Raw genomic sequence first — 22,205 nt, forward strand, 5'->3', positions numbered from 1 at the left:
TCAAAACAGAAAATAGCGTTGCGCCATCGGCAAAACTTCTGCCGGTTCGCTGGTGATCAATTCGCCGTCGACGCGAACCTCATAGGTTTGCGAGTCAACGGTGATATTCGGCTGTAAATCGTTGTGGATCATGTCGGCCTTTTTCACCGTCCGGCAGCCTTTCACCACCGCGGTGGCGCTTTGCAATCCGAGCCGCTGCGGAATGCCGCTGGCATCAGCGGCCTGCGAGACAAACGTCAGTCGCGTGGCGTGGCGTGCGGCACCAAGTGCACCAAACATCGGGCGGTAATGCACCGGCTGCGGCGTAGGGATCGAGGCGTTGATGTCGCCCATCGGCGCGCAGGCGATCATCCCGCCTTTGACGATGGTGGCCGGTTTGACGCCAAAGAAAGCGGGGGACCAGACCACCAGATCCGCCAGCTTGCCCGCCTCAATAGAACCGACCTCATGGGCGATGCCGTGGGTAAGAGCCGGATTAATGGTGTATTTGGCGACATAGCGCTTCACGCGGAAGTTGTCGTTCTCGCCTGTCTCTTCCGGCAGTGCGCCGCGCTGCACCTTCATGCGGTGCGCCACCTGCCAGGTGCGGATAATCACTTCCCCCACGCGGCCCATGGCCTGTGAATCTGACGAGGTGAGCGAGAACGCGCCGATATCGTGCAGCACGTCTTCGGCGGCGATGGTTTCCCGACGAATACGGGATTCCGCAAATGCCACGTCCTCGGCGATATCCGGGTCGAGATGGTGACAGACCATCAGCATGTCCAGGTGCTCGTCGATGGTATTCACCGTGTAGGGCAGCGTCGGGTTGGTGGAGGAGGGCAAAATATTCGGGTGCGCGCAGGCGGTGATGATATCCGGCGCATGGCCGCCGCCCGCCCCTTCGGTGTGGAAGGTGTGGATGGTGCGCCCGGCGATGGCGGCCAGCGTGTCTTCGACAAAACCGGACTCGTTCAGCGTGTCGCTGTGTAGCGCCACCTGAATATCCATCTCTTCAGCGACCTCCAGCGAGCAGTTGATTGCCGCAGGCGTCGCGCCCCAGTCTTCGTGGATCTTAAGCCCGATGGCGCCAGCCGCGATCTGCTCGCGCAGCGCGTCCGGGTTTGAACCGTTCCCTTTGCCCAGCAGGCCAATATTCACCGGCAGCGTATCGGCGGCCTGCAGCATGCGGGCGATATACCACGGCCCCGGCGTGCAGGTGGTGGCGTTTGTACCTGCCGCAGGGCCGGTGCCGCCGCCGATCATGGTGGTGACGCCAGAGACCAGCGCCTCTTCCGCCTGCTGCGGACAGATCCAGTGGATGTGGGTGTCGATCCCGCCAGGGGTGACGATCTTCCCTTCGGCGGCGATCACTTCCGTTGCCGCGCCAATCGGGATCGTCACGCCGGGCTGAATGTCCGGGTTTCCGGCTTTGCCGACGGCGAAGATCCGCCCATCTTTTACGCCGATATCCGCTTTCACGATCCCCCAGTGATCGACGATCAGCGCGTTGGTGAGCACCAGATCCACGCAGTCGTCGGCGGTCATCTGCCCCTGTCCCATGCCGTCGCGGATCACTTTTCCGCCGCCGAATTTAACCTCTTCGCCGTAGATCGTGAGATCGTCTTCCACTTCGATCCACAGCTCGCTGTCGGCCAGCCGCACTTTATCCCCGGTAGTGGGGCCGAACATATCGGCATACGCCTGGCGTGAAATCTCAGCCATGTTTCACCTCGCCCATGACCTCGCCGCGAAAACCAAAAATGCGCTGCGCGCCCGTCACCTGCACCAGCGCCACTTCCCGCTTCTGGCCGGGCTCGAAGCGCACGGCAGTCCCGGCCGGGATGTTGAGTCGGTAGCCTCGAGTGGCTTCGCGATCGAATTTCAACGCCGGGTTGACCTCGTAAAAGTGGTAATGCGAGCCGACCTGGATCGGCCTGTCGCCGTGGTTTTCCACGATCACACTTCGGGTTTCGCGCCCGACGTTGAGCGCAATGTTGCCGGACTGGATCCGGTATTCGCCTGGGATCATCACGCGCTCCTTACACGATCGGATTGTGGACGGTGACGAGCTTGGATCCGTCCGGGAAGGTGGCTTCCACCTGTATATCCGGGATCATCTCCGGCACGCCCTCCATCACCTGATCGCGCGTCAGGACGTGGCGGCCGGCTTCCATCAGCGAGGCGACGGTTTCGCCATCGCGCGCGCCTTCCATAATAAAGGCGCTGATCAGCGCGACCGATTCCGGGTAGTTGAGCTTTACTCCGCGCGCGAGGCGGCGTTCGGCAACCAGCGCGGCGGTGAACAGCAACAGCTTGTCTTTTTCTCTGGGAGTCAGTTCCATAGCGTTTCTCTTATGTCTGCCAGATACGCGGCGAACAGGCGGTTTTGGGGGTTAAAAGCGGGCGAAGCGACTGCCAGATATCGCGCATCACCCGCTGGCAAATGAGGTTGTCGTGGGAGAGAAAACGCACCGACAGCAGGTCGTCGGTGAGCGTCGCCCCGCCAAAGTTTTCCAGCGGGGCGAGCCGCTCGCGCACTGTATCAAGATGAGCTTCCCGGGCCGGGTAGAACAGCAGCGTGCCGACCCACGGATGGCCTGCGACGGGCGACAGATCGCCATCGTTAAGATGCAGTCGCTCAATCAAACGCGGCTCGCCATCCACCCACACCTCAAGGCGGCTCTCCAGCGTGCCGTGGCTGAAGGTTTCGTTTATCACCGGACGGCCCAGACAGTACAGCTCCCACGCCAGCAGCATGCTGGTGGCCTTAAGGTGGAAGACGGAACGCAGCGCGGCGTTAGCGCCGGGGAAAATTATGGTGTCCTGCGGCAGCCACTCCAGCGTGGCCTCTTCGTCGAGGTAAAAATGCTGATTCAGACAGGCCTGCGGGCCGCTGCTGCGGTAGAACTTGCTGGCGCCGGGCATGGTGATGAGGGCATGGCTTTTGGCGTCGAGCCGCACGGAAATATCCAGCGTATCCCCGCCCACAATCCCGCCTGGTGGATGCAGCAGGTAAAGATGGCAGGTCTCGCCTTCAGGGTAAAACGGGCGCTGAACGGTGAGCGGCCCGGTGTGACGCGCGGAATGGAGGAGGGTTTTCTCAGGGGTATAACAAAACTGGAGGGCAAGCGTGGCCTGCCAGCCTTTGTATGAATTATCAGTGACCTGAGTTGCTAACATGGTGCTTCCATTTCCACACTATCGGGGTACGTTTCAGTATGCCCTGGCGGAAATGAAGGCTGTCATATGAGTCGCTTATGGATAAAAAACCGGCTCATGTGAGCCGGTTTCAGTAATGTAGGCCGGGTAAGCGCAGCGTCACCCGGCAAGAAAGGTTAACGATAATCCTCTGCATCCACATCATACCCCGACGGCTCCCAGCGGATCGCCAGCAGCGATACCAGGCCGATAAACGGCGCCAGCGCAATCACCCAGAACACGGCGGTATCCAGCGACGCGACCAGTAGCGGGAACAGAAACAGTGACAGCGTTGAACTGCTGCGCATCAGCGTCTGGTTAAGCCCCACGCCCACGCCGCGCAGCGAGGTCGGGTAGCTCAAGGAGGCAAACGTCATGGTATGCGCACCCGGACCAAAACCCTGGCCAAACAGGAACAGCGCCAGCATCGCGACGGCGACCACGCCTTCCGTGGCCCCGTCAGGGCGGCCAATCAGCGCCAGACCGAGCAGCGCCACCAGCTGGCAGGCGTAACCCGCCAGTGACATTCGCCACGCGCCGAAGCGCGGAACATAGCGCACTGCCAGCAGCCCGCCGACAAACGCAAACAGCAGGTTAAGCGCCAGCGAGATCAGAATGGTGGTCAGCATCGACTGCACAAAGAAGCTGGAAATGATCACCGGCAGGCCAAAGGCTACGGCGTTATAGGCGAACGAGGAGACAACCGACAGCAGCGTGGCGAGCGTGGTACGCCGCAGGTAGATACCGCGGAACAGATTCAGGTAGTTCGACCATTTTGCCTTATTGACCACCGGCGCGGGCTGGTCAAGCGCATCCTGCGGCACGTGGGCATTAATGTTGTACGACTGCCGCAGGATGGACGCCGCCTCTTTCAGATTGCCCTGATTCGCCGCCCAGACCGGGGATTCGCTCATATAGCGGCTGCGGATGGCGATAATCACCAGCGCGGGCACCGCGCCGAAGCCAAGGATCAGACGCCAGAGCCAGTCGCTGTGGCCTTCCGGCAGCACGGTGTAGAAGAAGAGCACCAGAAGATAAGAGATGCTGATGGCCGCATACCAGGTGGGGCACCACATCGCGACGCTGGAGGCTTTATTCCCCGGGCCTTTCAGCCTGGCGAACTCGCTGAGAAACGCCATCGCCACGGGAAGGTCGATCCCGACGCCAAGACCCATCACAAAGCGCGCGCCCGCCAGCACATATTCGTTCGGAGCCAGCGCACAGGCGATGGCGGCGACGACAAAGAACACCATGTCGGCCATAAAGACGCGGTAGCGCCCGATTTTATCCGTAAGATAGCCGCCAAGCAGCGCCCCGACAATCGCGCCAAAGGTAATGGCTGAAGCCACCATGCCGGTACCAGCGGGCGTCAGGTTAAATTCGCGGGTGATGTCTTTGATGCCGAATGCCAGCGCGCCGAGATCGTAGGCATCGAGAAAAATTCCCCCGAGCGCGATACCGACCACGATGCGGGCATTGGCCCGGCCCTGAGAGCCGTCATTAACGAGACGTGAAACGTCCGATGCGCTGCGTACCCACTTGATGTCGCCATCCGGGGTGTTTCCTGCCGTTGGGAGGGGAGTTGTGTCTGTGATTTCTGCCATTTTCTTTTATGTGGTTGTGTTGTGTACCTAACAGTTACCACAGGCAGAAGGGGACAAAAATCACATTTGGTTATAAGGCATAACGAACGGTTTACTGAGCGTCTTTCTTTTTACGCTTGAGCTTCGTCCAGATTTTGGTTTCCTGGCGACGCCACAGGCGCTGAATGTTGTCATGATGACGCAGCAGGATCAGGCACGAGAGCATCGATACCGGGAAGGTAAACTGCGGTTTGAACCACCAGACATAGAACGGAGCGATCAGCGCGCTGACGATGGCGCCCAGCGATGAATAGCCGCTCAGCAGGATGGTCAGCAGCCAGGTGCCCGCCATCACGCCAGTGAGATCCCAGCCGATCGGCGCAATCGCGCCAAACGCGGTTGCAACGCCTTTACCGCCTTTAAAACCAAAGAAAACGGGCCAGATATGGCCGACGCAGGCGGCGATAGCAATCAGCCCCAGCCAGAAGGGTGTGACGCCCAGCGCATACGCACCCCAGACGGGGAGCATTCCTTTCAGAACATCAAAAATCAAAACCGCTACGGCTGCTCCCTTGCCGCCAATTCGTAGTACATTGGTCGCCCCCGGATTCCCGGAACCACTTTCACGCGGGTCAGGCAACCCGGCGATGCGGCAGACCAGAATGGCGCTGGAGATTGAGCCGCAAAGGTAGGCGAGGATAATCATTCCAGGCGCGATTGCACTCATAACGCTGTTCCGTTTTGAAAATGTATCTGTATTCTCAGCATCTGTGGATAATACGCATAATTCGCCGGAAGTGGTATCCGGTTTAGCCAAAAAGCAGGCAGGTCGTGATGGATATTGTATTTATAGAGCAACTTTCGGTAATCACCACAATTGGTGTTTACGACTGGGAACAGACCATCGAGCAGAAACTGGTGTTCGATATCGAAATGGGCTGGGATAACCGCAAGTCAGCAAAAAGCGATGATGTGAATGACTGTCTGAGCTACGCCGACATCAGTGAAGCGGTAGTTGGCCACGTGGAAGGGCAACGATTTGCGCTGGTGGAACGCGTGGCGGAAGAGGTAGCGGACCTGCTAATGAGCAAATTTAACTCCCCGTGGGTGCGCATCAAACTAAGCAAGCCGGGCGCAGTGGCGCGCGCCGCCAATGTGGGCGTGATTATCGAGCGTGGCACAAATCTGAAAGGAAAGATTTAACGTCATAATTGCTAAACCATTTTAGGTTATATCGGTCTTAAAGCTGTATCTTTCACGGTTGTCCGCGTGGGACACCGTTTTTTTATATCTTTTTAGGGGTTTATAGATGAGCGATATGCACTCGCTGCTGGTGGCGGCAATTCTGGGTGTGGTCGAAGGATTGACGGAGTTTTTGCCGGTGTCCAGTACGGGCCATATGATTATCGTTGGCCATCTCCTGGGCTTTGAAGGCGATACCGCAAAGACGTTTGAGGTGGTGATTCAGCTGGGCTCTATTCTGGCGGTGGTCGTCATGTTCTGGCGTCGTCTGTTTGGTCTGATCGGCATCCACTTCGGGCGTTTACCGCAGCGTGAAGGAGAGGGCAAGGGGCGCCTGACGCTGATTCATATTCTGCTGGGGATGATCCCGGCGGTGGTGCTGGGGCTGGTGTTCCACGACACCATAAAATCGCTTTTCAACCCGATTAACGTGATGTACGCGCTGGTTGTCGGCGGCTTCCTGCTGATTGCCGCCGAAGTGCTGAAGCCAAAAACCCCGCGTGCAGAAGGTCTGGACGATATGACGTATCGCCAGGCGTTTATGATTGGCTGCTTCCAGTGTCTGGCGCTGTGGCCGGGCTTCTCCCGTTCAGGGGCAACCATTTCCGGCGGGATGCTGATGGGCGTGAGCCGTTACGCGGCGTCTGAGTTCTCGTTCCTGCTGGCGGTACCGATGATGATGGGCGCCACCGCACTGGATCTCTACAAAAGCATCGGCTTCCTGACCGTAGGCGACATTCCGATGTTCGCCGTGGGCTTTATCACCGCCTTTATCGTGGCGCTGATTGCCATCAAAACCTTCCTGCAACTGATTAAGCGTATCTCGTTTATTCCGTTCGCGATCTACCGCTTTATCGTCGCGGCTGCCGTGTACGTGGTCTTCTTCTGATGACCGACCGCCCTCAGTCTTTCGGCTGAGGGCAACGTTTTTCCTTCCACGCCGCAACCGCATCAATCCGCCGTTTCGTCAGCTCTTCGCGGATCTCCGGGCCTTTAAACCCTGCCTCCACCACCTCTTTCGTTGGCACCGCTTTTGCGATTTCCCACGCCTCGCGCAGCAAACGACCCTGCGGATAATCGGACGCTTCAAACCCGGTACGGCCGCGCACGTCCGCTTCGCTGGTCAGCGCAATTTGCTCCACGCGCTGCGGCTTGCGCCAGGCGTCGATGTTATCGAACAGCCTGACGATGGTGGCGGGTTTCAGGATCGGGAAGGTGTGGATCAGGTCGTGGAACTCGGCGACCAGTTTTGCCAGATCGCGAATGTCATTCGGCACGCGCAGGCGCTGGCAAAGCCCTTCAACCAGCTTTACGCCAGCCGGACCGTGCCCGTGGTGGCGTGGCCACAACTCCTTTGGCGTTAACCCCTTGCCGAGGTCATGGCAGAGGGTGGAAAAGCGCACGTCCACTTCAGGGCTGAGCATAGCGGCCATGCTCAGCGTCATCAGGGTGTGAATGCCGGTATCAATTTCCGGGTGCCATTTCGCCGGGGCGGGCACGCCAAACAGCGCGTCTATTTCCGGGAACAGCACTTTCAGCGCCCCGCAGTCGCGCAGAACCTGGAAAAAGACCTGTGGGTTGCGGGTGGTCAGGGCGTTTTCGGTCTCTTTCCAGACGCGTTCTGGCGTCAGGTGTTCCAGCTCGCCCGCGTCGGTCATGGCCGTCATCAGCGCCATCGTCTCGTCGGCGATACGGAAGCTCAGATGGGCATAACGGGCGGCAAAACGCGCCACGCGCAGTACGCGAAGCGGATCTTCAGAAAAGGCGGGGGAAATATGGCGTAAAAGACGATCGCGCAGATCGTTCTGGCCGCCGTAGGCGTCGATGATATGTCCGCTTTCGTCCTGCGCCAGGGCGTTAATGGTGAGATCGCGGCGCAGTAAGTCCTGCTCCAGCGTGACATCCGGCGCGGCATAGCAGGTGAAGCCGGTATAACCGGAACCCGATTTCCGTTCGGTACGCGCCAGGGCGTACTCTTCGCGGCTTTTCGGATGGAGGAACACAGGAAAATCGCGGCCTACCTGCTGGTAGCCCGCGTCAATCATCGCTTCGGGCGTGGCACCGACCACGACCCAATCTTTATCTTTGACCGGCAGACCTAATAACGCATCACGTACCGCACCACCGACCAGATAACTCTTCACGCCAACACTCCCGTTTTCTCTTTTCGCAAGATGATACGTAAGTGTGGCAGAGAAGACGAGTTAGTTCATCCAGCGGTCTTTACGTTTACGGCTTGGGATAAGGTGAGGAAGCACCAGACCCAGCACCAGACCGACGCCCAGTACGCCGCCGCCATACATAAACCACTGCATGATGATGGTGCGTTGTTTGTCATCCAGCTGTAGATTAGCGGCGTTTACTTTCTTCTGTGCGACGATCAGCTCATTTTTCAGCTTCTGATTTTCGTCTTTCAGGCCGGCGATCACGCTGTCGCTTTGCGCCACTTTCTGCTGCATCTCTGCGGTGCGCTGGTTCCAGGTACCGTCAATGTTGTTCAGCTTATCGGTCAGGGTTTTCACCTGATTTTCCAGATCCGGCACGCGGGTGCGCAGGCTTGGCACTGTGCTTAGCTCTTTCAGCGGGATCCATGAGGTGCGGCCAGAGCTGTCACGAACCTGACCGTAATTGGTGTCTGCGTTAGTTTGCAGCAGAGTCACTTCCTCGCCGGCATTTACCGTACCCACGAGGCGATAATTGTCTCCAGGGCCGCTGCGTACCCAGGTATTCAGTTCATCAGAAACGTAACGTTTCTCTTCAGCGTGGACCGCGGTTGCGGCGCTAAAAGCGAGTAAAGTAAGTCCAATCAGGCGTAATTTAAGCATATCAGTCGTTATTTTCATAAAAAGTGGAACGATAGTAGTGGTATCAGTGTCGCTACGCAAAGGATTCATCATCAATCGGAATCATCTGTGTCATGATTTCCACCGCTTTAAACTTTTACGCCCGTCAAATTGCTCATTGCGTGGCAATTTGGCGCAAAATACTATGTACTGACAAACAAATGGCGAGGAAGTTCGCCTTCATCGACGCGTCTGTGACGCACGCAAAAGTACAAGGCTATGGCACAAGAGATCGAATTAAAGTTTATCGTCGAAAAAGACAGCGCTGACGCGCTCCGCCAGCATCTGAATACGCTGTCCGGCGAGCACCATGAACCCGTACAGCTGCTCAACATCTATTACGAAACGCCGGACAACTGGCTGCGCAACCACGATATGGGCCTGCGCATCCGTGGTGCGAACGGGCGCTACGAGATGACGATGAAAATCGCCGGTCGCGTGGTGGGCGGTTTGCACCAGCGTCCGGAATACAATATCGACATCAGTAAGCCAGAACTTGAGCTGGATCGTTTTCCGGCGGAAGTGTGGCCGGAAGGGACGCTGCCCGCAACGCTGTCGGCAGAGGCGCAACCGCTGTTCAGCACCGATTTCTGGCGCGAGAAATGGCTGGTGACGGAAGGCAAGAGCCGCATTGAGATTGCGTTTGATCGAGGTGAAATTAAGGCTGGTGAAGAGCAGGAGCCGATCTGCGAATTGGAACTCGAACTGCTGGAAGGCGACGCGAGCGACGTGCTGAAGCTGGCGCGCAAGCTGGTAAACCAGCCTGGCCTGCGTCAGGGCAGCCTGAGTAAAGCGGCGCGCGGCTATCACCTGGCCGCCGGGAATGCGCCGCGCGTGCTGCGAGAAACCCCGATTCTGCGCGTTGTGCCGAAAGCCTCCGTTGAGCAGGGCATGGAAGCGGCGCTGGAGCTGGCGCTCTCTCAGTGGCAGTACCACGAGGAGCTGTGGGCGCGTAACGTCAAAAATGCCAAAAAACAGGTGCTCGCTGCTATGGGGCTGGTGCGTCACACCCTGGCGCTGTTCGGCGGTATTGTACCGCGTAAAGCCAGTGCTCACTTACGTGATCTGCTCACTCAAACCGAAACGCTGATGCTTTCTGACGTGTCGGCACAAACGGCGATCTACAGCCCGCAAAACGCCAGCGCGAAACTGGCGTTGACCGAATTTCTGGTGACGCGCGGCTGGCGCATTTTCCTCGATGCGAAAGGGCAGACTAAAATCGCGGAAAACTTCAAACGTTTTGCGGATATCCAACTCTCCCGTCACGCGGCCGAGCTGCGAACCACCTTCGCGCATCCGCTGGGCGACCAGTATGGCGATCAGCTTCCCCGCCTGGCGCGTAACATCGACAGCATGTTGCTGCTGTCAGGTGCGTATGAGGGCGTGAAGGCGCAGGCCTGGCTGGAGAACTGGCAGGGGCTTAAGCATGCCATCGAGACCCGTCAGCAGATTGAGATCGAGCATTTCCGCAACGAGGCCATTTCGCAGGATCCGTACTGGCTGCACAGCGGAAAACGTTAATTCTGGCAAGGAACCCCTGATATGCCGCTTTCTTCGCAGTTACAGCAGCACTGGCAGACCGTTTGCGAACGCCTGCCTGAGTCGTTACCCGCGTCATCGTTAAGCGAGCAGGCGAAAAGCGTGCTCACGTTCAGTGATTTTGTGCAGGAGAGCGTCAGCGCTAACCCGGACTGGCTGGCAGCGCTGGAAAGCGCGCCGCCGCAGGCTGACGAGTGGCGGCATTATGCTGGCTGGCTGCAAACCGCGCTGGCAGAGGTGGCAGATGAACCCACGCTGATGCGCGTTCTGCGTCAGTTCCGCCGCCGGGTGATGGTACGCATTGCCTGGGCGCAGGCGCTGGAGCTGGTGAGTGAAGAGAGCACCTTGCAGCAGTTGAGCGAGCTGGCGCAGACGCTGATCGTCGCCGCGCGGGACTGGCTCTACGCCGCCTGCTGTAAAGAGTGGGGCACGCCGTGCAGCGAAGACGGGGTTCCGCAACCGCTGTTGATTCTGGGGATGGGCAAGCTGGGCGGCTGCGAGCTCAATTTTTCCTCAGACATCGACCTGATTTTTGCCTGGCCGGAGAACGGCACCACGCGCGGCGGTCGTCGCGAGCTGGACAACGCCCAGTTCTTTACCCGCCTCGGCCAGCGGCTGATTAAGGCGCTGGATCAGCCCACCCAGGATGGTTTTGTCTACCGCGTGGACATGCGTCTGCGTCCGTTTGGCGACAGCGGGCCACTGGTGCTGAGCTTTGCCGCGCTGGAAGATTATTACCAGGAGCAGGGGCGCGACTGGGAGCGTTACGCGATGGTCAAAGCGCGGATCATGGGCGACAGCGACGATGCCTACGCCAACGAGCTGCGCGCCATGCTGCGCCCGTTCGTGTTCCGCCGCTACATCGACTTTAGCGTGATCCAGTCCCTGCGAAATATGAAAGGGATGATTGCCCGCGAGGTGCGTCGCCGTGGCCTGAAGGACAACATCAAGCTCGGCGCGGGCGGTATTCGTGAGATCGAATTTATCGTCCAGGTCTTCCAGCTGATACGCGGCGGGCGCGAACCTTCTCTGCAATCCCGCTCGCTGTTGCCGACGCTCAGCGCTATCGATCAGCTGCATCTGCTGCCGGAAGGCGACGCGCAAACGCTGCGTGACGCTTATCTCTTCCTGCGTCGTCTGGAAAATCTGCTGCAAAGTATCAATGACGAACAGACCCAGACGTTACCGGGCGATGAGCTGAACCGGGCACGTCTGGCCTGGGGGATGCGGGTGGATGACTGGGCAGCGCTGACGGAACGGCTGGAAGCGCATATGGCGGGCGTGCGCCGCATCTTTAACGATCTGATCGGCGACGACGAAAGTGAATCGCAGGACGATGCGCTCTCCGAGCACTGGCGCGAACTGTGGCAGGACGCGCTTCAGGAAGATGACACCACGCCGGTGCTGGCGCACTTAAGCGACGATGCCCGCCATCGCGTGGTGGCGTTGATTGCTGATTTCCGTCTCGAACTGAACAAACGCGCCATTGGCCCGCGCGGTCGGCAGGTGCTGGATCATCTGATGCCGCATCTGCTGAGCGATGTCTGCTCCCGCGAGGATGCGCCGGTGCCGCTGTCGCGCATGATGCCGCTCCTGAGCGGGATCGTCACGCGTACCACCTACCTTGAACTGTTAAGTGAGTTTCCCGGCGCGCTGAAGCATCTGATTTCCCTTTGCGCCGCCTCCCCGATGGTGGCGAACAAGCTGGCGCGTTATCCGCTGCTGCTCGACGAACTGCTCGACCCGAATACGCTCTATCAGCCGACGGCGACGGATGCTTACCGCGACGAGCTGCGTCAGTATCTGCTGCGCGTGCCGGAAGAGGACGAAGAGCAACAGCTTGAGGCGCTGCGTCAGTTTAAGCAGGCACAGATGTTGCGCGTGGCGGCGGCAGATATCGCCGGTACCCTGCCGGTAATGAAAGTGAGCGATCACTTAACCTGGCTGGCGGAAGCGATCATCGACGCGGTGGTCCACCAGGCGTGGGTGCAGATGGTGGCCCGCTACGGGCAGCCGAAGCACCTTGCTGACCGTGAAGGCCGCGGTTTTGCGGTGGTGGGTTACGGCAAGCTGGGCGGCTGGGAGCTGGGCTACAGCTCCGATCTGGATCTGATTTTCCTCCACGACTGTCCGGTTGACGTGATGACCGACGGTGAGCGTGAAATCGACGGGCGGCAGTTCTACCTGCGCCTGGCCCAGCGCATCATGCACCTGTTCAGCACTCGCACCTCATCCGGCATTCTGTATGAAGTGGATGCGCGTCTGCGCCCGTCCGGCGCGGCAGGCATGCTGGTTACCTCCACGGAGGCTTTTGCCGACTATCAGAAGAACGAAGCCTGGACGTGGGAGCATCAGGCGCTGGTGCGCGCCCGCGTGGTGTACGGCGATCCGCAGCTCAAAACGCAGTTCGATGCGATCCGCAAGGCGGTCATGACGACCCCGCGCGAAGGCTGTACGCTGCAAACCGAAGTGCGGGAAATGCGTGAGAAAATGCGCGCGCACCTTGGCAACAAACATCGCGATCGCTTTGATATCAAAGCTGATGAGGGCGGGATTACCGATATTGAGTTTATCACTCAGTATCTGGTGCTGTTGCACGCGCACGATAAGCCGAAGCTGACCCGCTGGTCGGATAACGTGCGCATACTGGAACTACTGGCGCAGAACGACATTATGGATGAGCAGGAGGCGCAGGCATTAACCCGCGCCTACACCACGCTGCGTGACGAGCTGCACCATCTGGCCTTACAGGAACAGCCGGGCCATGTGGCGCTGGACGGTTTCACCGATGAACGCGCGCAGGTGACCGCAAGCTGGCAGAAGTGGCTGGTGGAACCGTGCGTAACAAAACAAGTGTGATATTATCGCGCGCAAATTGTGAATCTTTCTGGAGTCAGGAATGAAAGTAACACTGCCAGAGTTTGAACGTGCTGGAGTTATGGTTGTCGGGGATGTGATGCTGGATCGCTACTGGTATGGGCCGACCAGCCGTATCTCTCCGGAAGCGCCGGTGCCGGTAGTTAAGGTCGACACCATTGAAGAACGTCCAGGCGGCGCGGCAAACGTGGCGATGAACATAGCCTCGCTGGGCGCGCATTCGCGTCTGGTGGGCCTGACCGGCATTGACGATGCGGCGCGTGCGCTGAGCCAGTCGCTGGCGGACGTGAACGTGAAGTGCGACTTCGTTTCTGTTCCGACCCACCCAACCATCACCAAGCTGCGCGTGCTGTCGCGTAACCAGCAGCTGATCCGCCTCGACTTTGAAGAAGGGTTCGAAGGCGTTGATCCTGAGCCGCTGCATGAGCGCATTAGCCAGGCGCTGGGCAATATCGGCGCGCTGGTGCTGTCTGATTATGCCAAAGGTGCGCTGGCGAGCGTGCAGACCATGATCCAGCTGGCGCGCAAAGCCAGCGTTCCGGTGCTGATCGACCCGAAAGGCACCGATTTCGAGCGCTATCGCGGCGCAACCCTGCTGACGCCCAACCTCTCTGAGTTCGAAGCGGTGGCGGGCAAGTGCAAAACTGAAGAAGAGCTGGTTGAGCGCGGCATGAATATCATCGCTGATTTCGAGCTGTCTGCGCTGCTGGTGACCCGTTCCGAACAGGGCATGACGCTGCTGCAACCGGGCAAGGCGCCGCTGCATATGCCAACTCAGGCGCAGGAAGTGTACGACGTGACCGGTGCCGGTGATACGGTGATCGGCGTGCTGGCAGCGACGCTGGCGGCGGGGAACTCCCTGGAAGAAGCGTGCTACTTCGCGAACGCCGCGGCGGGCGTGGTCGTCGGTAAACTCGGAACCTCCACCGTTTCGCCAATCGAGCTGGAAAATGCGGTGCGTGGGCGTGCGGATACCGGCTTTGGCGTCATGACCGAAGACGAGCTGAAAGTGGCCGTTGCCGCCGCGCGCAAACGCGGTGAAAAAGTGGTGATGACGAACGGCGTGTTCGACATCCTGCATGCGGGTCATGTCTCGTATCTGGCGAATGCGCGCAAGCTGGGCGACCGCCTGATTGTGGCGGTCAACAGCGATGCCTCAACCAAACGTCTGAAGGGTGAAACGCGTCCGGTGAACCCGCTGGAGCAGCGCATGATAGTGCTCGGCGCGCTGGAAGCGGTGGACTGGGTGGTCTCATTTGAAGAAGACACCCCGCAGCGCCTGATTGCCGGAATTCTGCCTGACCTGCTGGTGAAGGGCGGTGATTACAAGCCAGAGCAAATCGCAGGTAGCGAAGAGGTCTGGGCGAATGGCGGTGAAGTGATGGTGCTCAACTTTGAGGACGGGTGTTCAACCACTAACATCATTAAGAAGATCCAGAAAGACAGTCAGTAAAAAACGGGCCAGTTGGCCCGTTTTTTTATGTCGGGTGGCGGCTGCGCCTTACCCGACCTACGCGTTCATGTAGGCCCGGTAAGGCGTAGCCGCCACCGGGCACAACAGGCCGCACTATGCCTGGTCATCCACCGGTGGAATAGCTGGCGCTGGCTTCACCTCTTCCGGCGCATTGCGGCTCTCCAGCTCGCTCAGACGCTGTTCCAGCAGCGCCAGCTTCTCGCGGGTGCGCAGCAGCACCTGCGTCTGCACGTCAAACTCTTCGCGGCTGACTAAATCAAGGCGAACCAACTGTGCCTGCAACGTCTGGCGAATTTTCTTCTCAACGTCATCACCAAACTCACGAATACCTTTCGGCATGGACTCATGAACCTGACGCGCGATCTGCTCAATTTTCTTTGGGTCAATCATTGTCGTTTCCCTTGATGAAAAGGTGTTAGTGCCTATTGTAGCGCGTCATGCCGCGGGTTAAACAAAATTGTTTGAAGCTTATGCATTGCCCAGGGTAATCAATAGCGTTATAGTTATCTCGCTTATTCTCAGGGCGGGGCGAAATTCCCCACCGGCGGTAAATCAGCTTAACGCTGAAAGCCCGCGAGCGCTTTGGGTGAATTCTCAAAGGTCAGCAGATCCGGTGTAATTCCGGGGCCGACGGTTAGAGTCCGGATGGGAGAGAGTAACGATCCAGTCGGGCAAGGCCCGCTCACGTTATTTTTTTGCCGCTTGTACGGCGCTCCTAAGACTGCCCTGATTCTGGTAACCATAAAGTTAATGAGGTTTTTTTACCATGAATCAGACGCTACTTTCCTCTTTTGGCACTTCAACTCAACGTGTTGAACATGCACTGGATGCACTGCGCGAAGGCCGCGGTGTAATGGTGCTTGACGATGAAAACCGTGAAAACGAAGGCGACATGATTTTTGCCGCCGAGAACATGACCGTTGAGCAGATGGCGCTGACCATCCGTCACGGTAGCGGCATCGTATGCCTGTGCATCACCGAAGACCGTCGCCAGCAGCTTGATCTGCCGATGATGGTTGAAAACAACACAAGCGCCTTTGGTACCGGCTTCACCGTGACCATTGAAGCGGCACATGGCGTCACCACCGGGGTGTCGGCGGCTGACCGCCTGACTACCGTGCGTGCAGCGATTGCTGATGGTGCAAAACCCTCCGATCTGCACCGCCCTGGTCATGTCTTCCCGCTGCGCGCGCAGCCGGGCGGCGTGCTGACCCGTGGTGGTCATACCGAAGCGACCATCGATCTGGTGACGCTGGCTGGCTTCAAACCCGCAGGCGTGCTGTGCGAACTGACCAACGATGATGGCACCATGGCGCGCGCGCCGGAGTGCATCACCTTTGCGCGTCTGCACAATATGCCAGTGGTGACGATTGAAGACCTGGTTGAATACCGCCGGGCGCATGAGCGTAAAGCCAGCTGAACATGCTGATGTGAAAAAGCCGGGGAAACCCGGCTTTTTTGTTTCTAGTGGTAGTTAATTTTGAACAGTACCACGGTTTCAAACGGCCCGGACTGAATCGCTTTTCCTTCATCCCGCGAAAGTTCAGCCGTGTAGTTTTGCTCAAGATTCATCATATCGCCCGTAAAATCGGCGTATTCCTTGTACTGGTTGAATGTGTAAGGCTCCGTTCCGTTAAGAATACGCAGCTTTAACCCATTCCCTATCAGTACCGCGGTGTCGTCTGCGCTGAGCGTTTCGGTTGTGTAAAATGACGAGTCCATCTTAAATCCGTCCGAGCACTGGGCATCCTGCACTTTGGTGGTTCGTATTGAAAACATGCGAATACGCTTCTGCTGATTCACAATGTCGCGCGCACTGAAGGTGCCGAAGTCGATCTCCTGATTCTCAGGGTAAATGCTAAACGTCGCCCCGCAATCAAGGACCGTAATGTTTTGCAGCCCGTTGATGTGATACTTCAGGTTCTTCGCGTCGGCCATCTGATTAACGCCACCCTTACCGTCAAATTGCACAACGATGTAATCGCTGAGCGAACTGACATAGCCATGCGGCGGCACAGCCTTTATTCTCACGAAAAGTCGTAATCGCGAGACGAACGTGCGCGAAATATGGATATCATCCGGATTACCAGAGCAAATGCGATTCTCCCAACCCATCTGGCGGATTTGAGCAGGGGTGTAAATAGTGATGTTATTGTTGTCCAGACACTGGCGGGTATCCACGCCGTTGGGCTGACCTGTAGCATCGTAATCTATACCTTCATAGGTGACCCCCAGCTCATAATAGGGATCGGTTGCGGCAGGATAAGGATTTACCCAGGCAAAGACATCTTCCGGCTTAAAATTGCTCGAGACGTTGTTGTCACACGTCACCGGAATCCTAATGTCATCAGACTCCCATATTTTTTGGCCAATTTGGGCGTTGCTGGGTATGGCGAAGGGGGAGATCGTTTTTGTCTCCTCGACGGAACCGCCAGAGCCACCCAGATAACAGTTAAGCGCCATCGCATCTTCCAAAGGCAGCGCTGAAAGCAGCAATGTAAGCAGGACACTAGCGAGCTTTCGCATCTTTATCGATTTTCCGTTCGGTAAGTTTACATTGCGCCGTTCCGGTGCACTGCACGTCGACTTTTTTCAGGGCACCGTAATCGTCGATATAGCCGATGCTGTAATAACTACCGTGGTAATCGCCGGTAGACGCGGTTGCCGTGGCGAAAGGCGCAATCATCAGACTGTCAAAACCCGGCAGCATGGTTTTAGCATTTTTGCTCAGCCACGCCAGCGTGATGTAGTACGGCGTAGGGTTGTGGACCGTGAGCCCTTTCGCGTTGGCGTTAATTTCCATACGCATTTCAGTCAGTTCGCCAGATTTTTTGCGAATCGCTTCCGGACGCCAGAAGAGCTTAATTCGGCTCTGCATGGCAACCTGCATCACGCTGCGCTCCTCGCTGGCGCTGGTGCTTTTAGGCGGTACTTCACGCAGGTTGAAATAAAACAGCGATTCCCTGTCTTTTGGCAACTGGCGGGTAGCGGCTTGTTTAACAATTCTTACCTGCGACGAGGTGCCCGCTTCGATACGTTGAATGGGGGGAAGCGCCATAAAGTGCGTATCTTCTTTTTGTCCCTTTTCATCTTCAATCCAGGAGAGCGCCAGATAAGGCAGCACCTTGCTCTGGTTGTCCACTTTCAGGCTGCTGGCCTTGTCGCTTTCTGGAAAAACAATGCGCGTGCGGTCCAGATTAATGGCTGCGTGGGTAGCAAATGCTGTGCTGGTTAGCATCAGGCACAGGCTTTTAAACGGCGTTAATTTCATGATGATTTCTTACTGACACGGCAGTATCAACTGCATACTGTTTTCTAAGTGAGAAGGTAACGAGAAGCGACACTGTTGGTTGTCGCCCCATGTCACGCGAAACTGCTGTTCTGGCTCAACGGCGGCCAGCCAGACGCGGCCTTCATCGGCCACCATCCCAACCTGCAAATTGCTTGCTTCCAGGCGAACAATCGCCCCGAGAGGTGGCGCTCCTGATGACATTCTCAGAACGCCTGTCACGTCCTTACCTGCGCGCGTGGCAATCTGACGATAACCAATGGCTCCCTCAGTCCAGGTTGAGGTCACGACGCGGTTGTCTACGTCCACGCCATCAGGGAGGTTGTTCAGATTGACCTGCACGCTGGAGGGGGAATAGCTGGAGAATGACGGTAAAACGCCGATGCCAAAACGGTTGGTCTCATCTCGCGACATGTTCAGCGGGATATTGCCTACCCCGTCGGTGCTGACCATCACACGAGGTTCATTACCGTAGCTGCGCCGGTGCAGCGCGGCGCCTTTCGCCGTTGAGGTGAAGGAACCACTCCAGCTCGCGCTGAGGGAGTTATATTCGTCAACTTTATAGCTGCCTGAGAGATTGAGATCGCCGTACGTAGAATAATGCTGATAATTCCCGCTGACCTGCGCGCCGGAATCTGGCTTCCCGCTCTCCGCGCCTGCGGAAACGCCCCAGGTATTATTGCGATCCGACGTGTCATACCACGACACGTTATGACTCAGCGCTTCGCTGTTACGCAGGTCATAGTTAAGACGATGATCGGGATCGAGCGGTACGCTGAGCGAGAGATAGAACTGAGTATCGTCACTTTCGTCTTCCTCATCGTAATGCGTTTTACTCCAGGACAGGGTTACGCCGAGGTTCTTCCAGCGGCCCATATCAAAGTTGTAGCCCGCCGTGATGCTGCCGGTCGTGGAAGGTGAATCATTCCACCATGTCTGACGCAGCATGTTGACATACAGGTTCAGGGATAACGCTGAAATGTACTGGCTTGCCGTCACGCTCAGGGTTTGTTTCTCCGACTGGCGGTCACCGTCGTCATAATCAAGGTAGCGGGCGTAGCTCAAAAACTGGGGGTCTGAGTAGCGGTAGCTGGCAAGCGTAAGCTGACTGCCGGTGGTATCGAAACGCTTGCTGTAGTTAATGCGATAGCTGTAACCCGTCTGACTGCGCTGGTGTGGCAGCTGGCTGGTGGCCTGCGTGACGTCAAAAGAGAGCGCCCCCAGCCAGGCCATATTCTGGCCGATCCCGGCAGCGACGGAACGATAACCGTCGCCATCAGTCAGCGTGCCGCCATACAGGGAGGTGTGTGACAGCATGCCCCAGGAAAATTCGCCGCTCATGAAGGCGTTATCTTCAACGTCATGGGAGGCACCCTGGCGCGCTTTACCCGCCGCGAACTTGTAGCGAACCTGACCCTTGCGCGTTAAAAACGGCACGGACTCGGCAGAGACCTGGAAGGTGCTGACGCGGCCGTCCTCTTCCGTGACTTTGACGTCCAGCGTGCCCTGAACCGACTGGTTAAGATCCTGAATAACAAACGGGCCTGGTGGCACTTTACTTTGGTAAATCACGCGATCGGCAAGGCTTACGGTCACCGTGGCGTTGGTTTGCGCTATCCCGGTAATCTGCGGGGCATAGCCGCGCAGCGACCATGGCAGCATACGTTCTTCGCTGATTAGCGATGCGCCGGTATAGGTAAAGGCGTCAAAAATTGCGGACTGGAAATCCGTTTCACCCAGCGTCAGTTTCGCTCCGATTGAGGGCAGAGGGCGGAACATATATACGCGTGAAAAACGGCCATCCTGCTCTGAGCCTGCTTCAGTATCGCTTCGCGTGTACTGGTAATCGCTTCGCAGGCGCCACGCGCCCATGTTCGCACCGACGGTGCCATAGGTATTGGCGTTGTTATTGCTGCTGCCGCTATTGGGCTGATAATGGCTGGCAAAAAGATTGTAATCCAGCAGTACGCCCGGCACGCCGTTGTCCCAGGTGGATGGCGGCATCCAGTCCACCGCACGGTATTGCAGCCACGCCTGGGGGATCGTCACATTCAGGGATTGGCTATCTTGCTCAAACGTAAATCTGATGTCTGGTCTGGCGGCGAAATCAACGCATCCCTCTTTTTCTGGCAAAGCGTGACGAACCTCATCCTGTAACGCAAATGTATCGGCCAGTTCGGGAGGAATACACACTTGAACTGCATTATTTATTTCTCTCCAGCGAAGGAGCCAGCCATTTGCCAGCGGAATATCATTAACTGAAACGGTAACGAAATAGCTTCCCGGCGTAACCGATATTTGATCTTTAAAACGTGATAAATCGACGCTGCCGCGCTGATCTTTATCAATGGCATTTATATTAAATTCAGTGGCAGAGGTAAGTCTCGTCATTAACAGGGATGCAATGATGATTATCCATTGTAATTTGTATGTCATCATCCTGTTACTCGAATATATAAAGGATGCCGACCGGCATGAATTACCAGTCGGCTAATACTGTTACGTAACAGAATTATTTGTACAACAGGACGTAGTTAGCCGTGGCTTCAACCTGGCCTGCCGTCGCAGTTTTACCCGTGGGGACTTCCATAACCGCTTTGAAATGCAGCGTCTGGGTGGTTGATCCTGCCAGCAACTCAACCTCGTTGGATTCTCCCAGCGTGATAGCAGCCTCCGCATTATCCAGCAGACGTACACCCACGTTCTGCGCACCACTTGCATAGGTGTTACTCATCAGGCTGGTGTCTGTCGCGTCTGTCGCTGCGCTGGTGAAGGTGACATCCACTTTGGTAATTGGCGTGTCGGTTTCGTCTGCCGGATCGTCAAGCTGGCAGTTTTCCAGATTAATATCGACCGGAACCGGCGTGGATTTTTTGTTGGCGTTGATAACGGCCGTAGTCACTTCACCCAGATCGACTTCTTTATCAACGCTGTCTGGTGCGATGCTGCACGGTGCGTCAATAACAACACCTTTGAATTTGATTTTGCCAGAGCCTTGATCTTCAGCAAAAGCAGAACCCGACACAATGCCAGCCATAGCCGCTGCTAACAGTAATTTCTTACCCATATACATGGAAATATCCTTTTTCAAAGTGATTCATAATGTGAATATTAATTTCAGAATACTTGCAAAGTATACGGATTGGGGTGGGAATACGCGATTAACGTGACTTAAATATATTTGTAGGTGCTTTTAATTAATATTTCCAGGCTATCTTAAGAGGCGTCTTTTTTTGAAATTCTAATGGGTTTATATTTGGTGAGTTATTATAGGATAAATATATAGGATTGTTATTTTAAATAGTATAATGCCTCCGTATGAAACGGAGGCATTAATTCTTAACCAATACCTGCCGTTTGTAGCAGAACCAGACTCATCCCCATCACTGACATTCCACACAGCACGCCGTAGCTTGGGTTATTGTTGGGATCGATCTCCTTTGCCAGCGGCATCAGCTCATCGACAGATAGCGCGACCATAATCCCGGCCACGGCAGCCATAATTGCAGCCATTACAACCGGGGATACGAGGCTACCGAGGATCAGCCACGCCAGCACGCCGCCGAGAATTTCAGCCATCCCGGAGATACCCGCCCAAAAGACAGCTGTACGTTTTGAACCCGTGGCGGCATAAACGGGCCCGGCAACGGCAAGTCCTTCAGGAACATTGTGCAAAGCAACGGCCAGCGCGACACCAAAACCCATTTCCAGGTTGCTGCTGGCCGTGACATAGGTGGCGATACCTTCCGGAAAGTTATGCAGGCTGATACCCAGCGTCAGCAGAATGGCCGTGCGTTTGATATTGCCAGGGATGGGGGCAACGCTTTTTTGCATTAGATCCTGCGGGTGCGCGTGAGGAAGGATACGGTCGAGTGCAAAATAACCCAGCAGGCCAATGATAAACATGCCATAGCCCAGAACAGGCGACATCCCTTCGGCGTGAAGCGCGGCGGGCAGCATCTCCATCAGCGAGATAAGCAGCATAATCCCGGCGGCGAAACCCAGCGAGAAGGCCAGCAGGCGATTAGAGGGTTTTTGACCGAGTACCCCAAGGAACGCACCGATAAAGGTCGCGGCGCCCGCAAGTAAGGTCAAAATCAAAGGTACTGACATGCATTCTCCTTAAGCGATATCTGGCATTCAAATTTCCTGATGATGATCTTCACGGTTATCTACGT

The 22,205-nt window shown here is 56.8% G+C and carries 20 protein-coding genes and 1 riboswitch; of the genes, 6 read left to right on the forward strand and 14 right to left on the reverse strand.

Going from position 1 to position 22,205, the window contains the following annotated elements; all coding sequences use genetic code 11:
- The 6 genes from ureC to plsY all read right to left on the reverse strand — a co-directional run bounded on the left by ureC (position 1) and on the right by plsY (position 5,490).
- Positions 1 to 1,704: an urease subunit alpha gene (ureC, locus tag ACOTX2_RS11370; protein ID WP_023298631.1), complete on the reverse strand. Its 1,704-nt coding sequence runs from the start codon at positions 1,702 to 1,704 to the stop codon at positions 1 to 3.
- On the reverse strand, positions 1,697 to 2,011 hold the full coding sequence (locus ACOTX2_RS11375; RefSeq protein WP_022649443.1) for an urease subunit beta: 315 nt from the start codon (positions 2,009 to 2,011) through the stop codon (positions 1,697 to 1,699). The genes ureC and ACOTX2_RS11375 overlap by 8 nt, the downstream gene beginning before the upstream one ends.
- 10 nt (positions 2,012 to 2,021) lie before the next feature.
- Positions 2,022 to 2,324, reverse strand: coding sequence for an urease subunit gamma (locus tag ACOTX2_RS11380; RefSeq protein WP_003862556.1), 303 nt, complete (start codon positions 2,322 to 2,324; stop codon positions 2,022 to 2,024).
- A gap of 10 nt (positions 2,325 to 2,334) precedes the next feature.
- Complete coding sequence (locus ACOTX2_RS11385; protein ID WP_063147899.1) at positions 2,335 to 3,162, reverse strand: urease accessory protein UreD; 828 nt, start codon at positions 3,160 to 3,162, stop codon at positions 2,335 to 2,337.
- 155 nt (positions 3,163 to 3,317) lie between these two features.
- Positions 3,318 to 4,784 (reverse strand): MFS transporter, encoded by a 1,467-nt coding sequence (locus ACOTX2_RS11390; protein ID WP_063841076.1) that lies wholly within the window; start codon positions 4,782 to 4,784, stop codon positions 3,318 to 3,320.
- A 91-nt stretch (positions 4,785 to 4,875) separates the two neighbouring features.
- Complete coding sequence (plsY, locus tag ACOTX2_RS11395) at positions 4,876 to 5,490, reverse strand: glycerol-3-phosphate 1-O-acyltransferase PlsY (protein ID WP_022649440.1); 615 nt, start codon at positions 5,488 to 5,490, stop codon at positions 4,876 to 4,878.
- A 107-nt stretch (positions 5,491 to 5,597) separates the two neighbouring features.
- Here plsY and folB point away from each other — a divergent pair, with 107 nt between their 5' ends.
- Together folB and bacA are read left to right on the forward strand one after the other, a co-directional pair.
- A complete protein-coding gene (folB, locus tag ACOTX2_RS11400) occupies positions 5,598 to 5,966 on the forward strand; it encodes a bifunctional dihydroneopterin aldolase/7,8-dihydroneopterin epimerase (RefSeq protein WP_046620800.1) in 369 nt (122 codons plus the stop codon).
- Between the two features lie 106 nt (positions 5,967 to 6,072).
- On the forward strand, positions 6,073 to 6,894 hold the full coding sequence (gene bacA / locus ACOTX2_RS11405; RefSeq protein ID WP_003862545.1) for an undecaprenyl-diphosphate phosphatase: 822 nt from the start codon (positions 6,073 to 6,075) through the stop codon (positions 6,892 to 6,894).
- Positions 6,895 to 6,907: 13 nt separating this feature from the next.
- Here bacA and ACOTX2_RS11410 read toward each other — a convergent pair whose 3' ends face one another.
- Complete coding sequence (locus ACOTX2_RS11410; protein ID WP_063147897.1) at positions 6,908 to 8,149, reverse strand: multifunctional CCA addition/repair protein; 1,242 nt, start codon at positions 8,147 to 8,149, stop codon at positions 6,908 to 6,910.
- Positions 8,150 to 8,209: 60 nt separating this feature from the next.
- Positions 8,210 to 8,830, reverse strand: a complete 621-nt coding sequence (locus tag ACOTX2_RS11415) for a TIGR04211 family SH3 domain-containing protein (protein ID WP_001303390.1) — start codon at positions 8,828 to 8,830, stop codon at positions 8,210 to 8,212.
- A 237-nt stretch (positions 8,831 to 9,067) separates the two neighbouring features.
- Between ACOTX2_RS11415 and ACOTX2_RS11420 the strand changes: the two genes are divergently transcribed.
- Genes ACOTX2_RS11420 through hldE form a run of 3 tightly spaced genes read left to right on the forward strand, consistent with a single transcriptional unit; the run spans position 9,068 to position 14,717 of the window.
- On the forward strand, positions 9,068 to 10,369 hold the full coding sequence (locus ACOTX2_RS11420) for an inorganic triphosphatase (protein WP_063147896.1): 1,302 nt from the start codon (positions 9,068 to 9,070) through the stop codon (positions 10,367 to 10,369).
- Positions 10,370 to 10,390: 21 nt separating this feature from the next.
- Positions 10,391 to 13,246 (forward strand): bifunctional [glutamate--ammonia ligase]-adenylyl-L-tyrosine phosphorylase/[glutamate--ammonia-ligase] adenylyltransferase, encoded by a 2,856-nt coding sequence (gene glnE, locus ACOTX2_RS11425; protein ID WP_022649435.1) that lies wholly within the window; start codon positions 10,391 to 10,393, stop codon positions 13,244 to 13,246.
- A 40-nt stretch (positions 13,247 to 13,286) separates the two neighbouring features.
- Complete coding sequence (gene hldE, locus ACOTX2_RS11430; protein ID WP_023298624.1) at positions 13,287 to 14,717, forward strand: bifunctional D-glycero-beta-D-manno-heptose-7-phosphate kinase/D-glycero-beta-D-manno-heptose 1-phosphate adenylyltransferase HldE; 1,431 nt, start codon at positions 13,287 to 13,289, stop codon at positions 14,715 to 14,717.
- A gap of 114 nt (positions 14,718 to 14,831) precedes the next feature.
- On the opposite strand, the gene ubiK is transcribed toward hldE, so the two are convergent.
- Complete coding sequence (gene ubiK, locus ACOTX2_RS11435) at positions 14,832 to 15,128, reverse strand: ubiquinone biosynthesis accessory factor UbiK (protein ID WP_000566823.1); 297 nt, start codon at positions 15,126 to 15,128, stop codon at positions 14,832 to 14,834.
- 120 nt (positions 15,129 to 15,248) lie between these two features.
- A riboswitch (FMN riboswitch) is annotated at positions 15,249 to 15,399 on the forward strand.
- A 105-nt stretch (positions 15,400 to 15,504) separates the two neighbouring features.
- Here ubiK and ribB point away from each other — a divergent pair.
- Positions 15,505 to 16,158, forward strand: coding sequence for a 3,4-dihydroxy-2-butanone-4-phosphate synthase (ribB, locus tag ACOTX2_RS11440; protein ID WP_003862538.1), 654 nt, complete (start codon positions 15,505 to 15,507; stop codon positions 16,156 to 16,158).
- Positions 16,159 to 16,202: 44 nt separating this feature from the next.
- Here the strand turns inward: ribB and ACOTX2_RS11445 are convergent, their stop codons facing one another.
- The 5 genes from ACOTX2_RS11445 to zupT all read right to left on the reverse strand — a co-directional run bounded on the left by ACOTX2_RS11445 (position 16,203) and on the right by zupT (position 22,140).
- Positions 16,203 to 17,264, reverse strand: a complete 1,062-nt coding sequence (locus ACOTX2_RS11445) for a type 1 fimbrial protein (RefSeq protein ID WP_063147895.1) — start codon at positions 17,262 to 17,264, stop codon at positions 16,203 to 16,205.
- Positions 17,248 to 18,009, reverse strand: a complete 762-nt coding sequence (locus tag ACOTX2_RS11450; protein WP_063147894.1) for a fimbrial biogenesis chaperone — start codon at positions 18,007 to 18,009, stop codon at positions 17,248 to 17,250. The genes ACOTX2_RS11445 and ACOTX2_RS11450 overlap by 17 nt, the downstream gene beginning before the upstream one ends.
- A 9-nt stretch (positions 18,010 to 18,018) precedes the next feature.
- Positions 18,019 to 20,463, reverse strand: a complete 2,445-nt coding sequence (locus ACOTX2_RS11455; protein ID WP_063147893.1) for a fimbria/pilus outer membrane usher protein — start codon at positions 20,461 to 20,463, stop codon at positions 18,019 to 18,021.
- A 76-nt stretch (positions 20,464 to 20,539) separates the two neighbouring features.
- On the reverse strand, positions 20,540 to 21,100 hold the full coding sequence (locus ACOTX2_RS11460) for a fimbrial protein (RefSeq protein ID WP_022649431.1): 561 nt from the start codon (positions 21,098 to 21,100) through the stop codon (positions 20,540 to 20,542).
- A gap of 266 nt (positions 21,101 to 21,366) precedes the next feature.
- On the reverse strand, positions 21,367 to 22,140 hold the full coding sequence (gene zupT / locus ACOTX2_RS11465; RefSeq protein WP_023306970.1) for a zinc transporter ZupT: 774 nt from the start codon (positions 22,138 to 22,140) through the stop codon (positions 21,367 to 21,369).
- Positions 22,141 to 22,205: the final 65 nt, after the last annotated feature.

The organism is Enterobacter cloacae complex sp. IR5412 (assembly GCF_049237385.1).
Classification (GTDB): Bacteria; Pseudomonadota; Gammaproteobacteria; order Enterobacterales; family Enterobacteriaceae; genus Enterobacter; species Enterobacter intestinihominis.

Coding starts and splice junctions, on each gene's coding strand:
- ureC (WP_023298631.1), bottom strand. CDS start 1,704: ATGGCTGAGATTTCACGCCAGGCGTATGCCGATATGTTCGGCCCCACT.
- ACOTX2_RS11375 (WP_022649443.1), bottom strand. CDS start 2,011: ATGATCCCAGGCGAATACCGGATCCAGTCCGGCAACATTGCGCTCAAC.
- ACOTX2_RS11380 (WP_003862556.1), bottom strand. CDS start 2,324: ATGGAACTGACTCCCAGAGAAAAAGACAAGCTGTTGCTGTTCACCGCC.
- ACOTX2_RS11385 (WP_063147899.1), bottom strand. CDS start 3,162: ATGTTAGCAACTCAGGTCACTGATAATTCATACAAAGGCTGGCAGGCC.
- ACOTX2_RS11390 (WP_063841076.1), bottom strand. CDS start 4,784: ATGGCAGAAATCACAGACACAACTCCCCTCCCAACGGCAGGAAACACC.
- plsY (WP_022649440.1), bottom strand. CDS start 5,490: ATGAGTGCAATCGCGCCTGGAATGATTATCCTCGCCTACCTTTGCGGC.
- folB (WP_046620800.1), top strand. CDS start 5,598: ATGGATATTGTATTTATAGAGCAACTTTCGGTAATCACCACAATTGGT.
- bacA (WP_003862545.1), top strand. CDS start 6,073: ATGAGCGATATGCACTCGCTGCTGGTGGCGGCAATTCTGGGTGTGGTC.
- ACOTX2_RS11415 (WP_001303390.1), bottom strand. CDS start 8,830: ATGCTTAAATTACGCCTGATTGGACTTACTTTACTCGCTTTTAGCGCC.
- ACOTX2_RS11420 (WP_063147896.1), top strand. CDS start 9,068: ATGGCACAAGAGATCGAATTAAAGTTTATCGTCGAAAAAGACAGCGCT.
- glnE (WP_022649435.1), top strand. CDS start 10,391: ATGCCGCTTTCTTCGCAGTTACAGCAGCACTGGCAGACCGTTTGCGAA.
- hldE (WP_023298624.1), top strand. CDS start 13,287: ATGAAAGTAACACTGCCAGAGTTTGAACGTGCTGGAGTTATGGTTGTC.
- ubiK (WP_000566823.1), bottom strand. CDS start 15,128: ATGATTGACCCAAAGAAAATTGAGCAGATCGCGCGTCAGGTTCATGAG.
- ribB (WP_003862538.1), top strand. CDS start 15,505: ATGAATCAGACGCTACTTTCCTCTTTTGGCACTTCAACTCAACGTGTT.
- ACOTX2_RS11445 (WP_063147895.1), bottom strand. CDS start 17,264: ATGCGAAAGCTCGCTAGTGTCCTGCTTACATTGCTGCTTTCAGCGCTG.
- ACOTX2_RS11450 (WP_063147894.1), bottom strand. CDS start 18,009: ATGAAATTAACGCCGTTTAAAAGCCTGTGCCTGATGCTAACCAGCACA.
- ACOTX2_RS11455 (WP_063147893.1), bottom strand. CDS start 20,463: ATGACATACAAATTACAATGGATAATCATCATTGCATCCCTGTTAATG.
- ACOTX2_RS11460 (WP_022649431.1), bottom strand. CDS start 21,100: ATGTATATGGGTAAGAAATTACTGTTAGCAGCGGCTATGGCTGGCATT.
- zupT (WP_023306970.1), bottom strand. CDS start 22,140: ATGTCAGTACCTTTGATTTTGACCTTACTTGCGGGCGCCGCGACCTTT.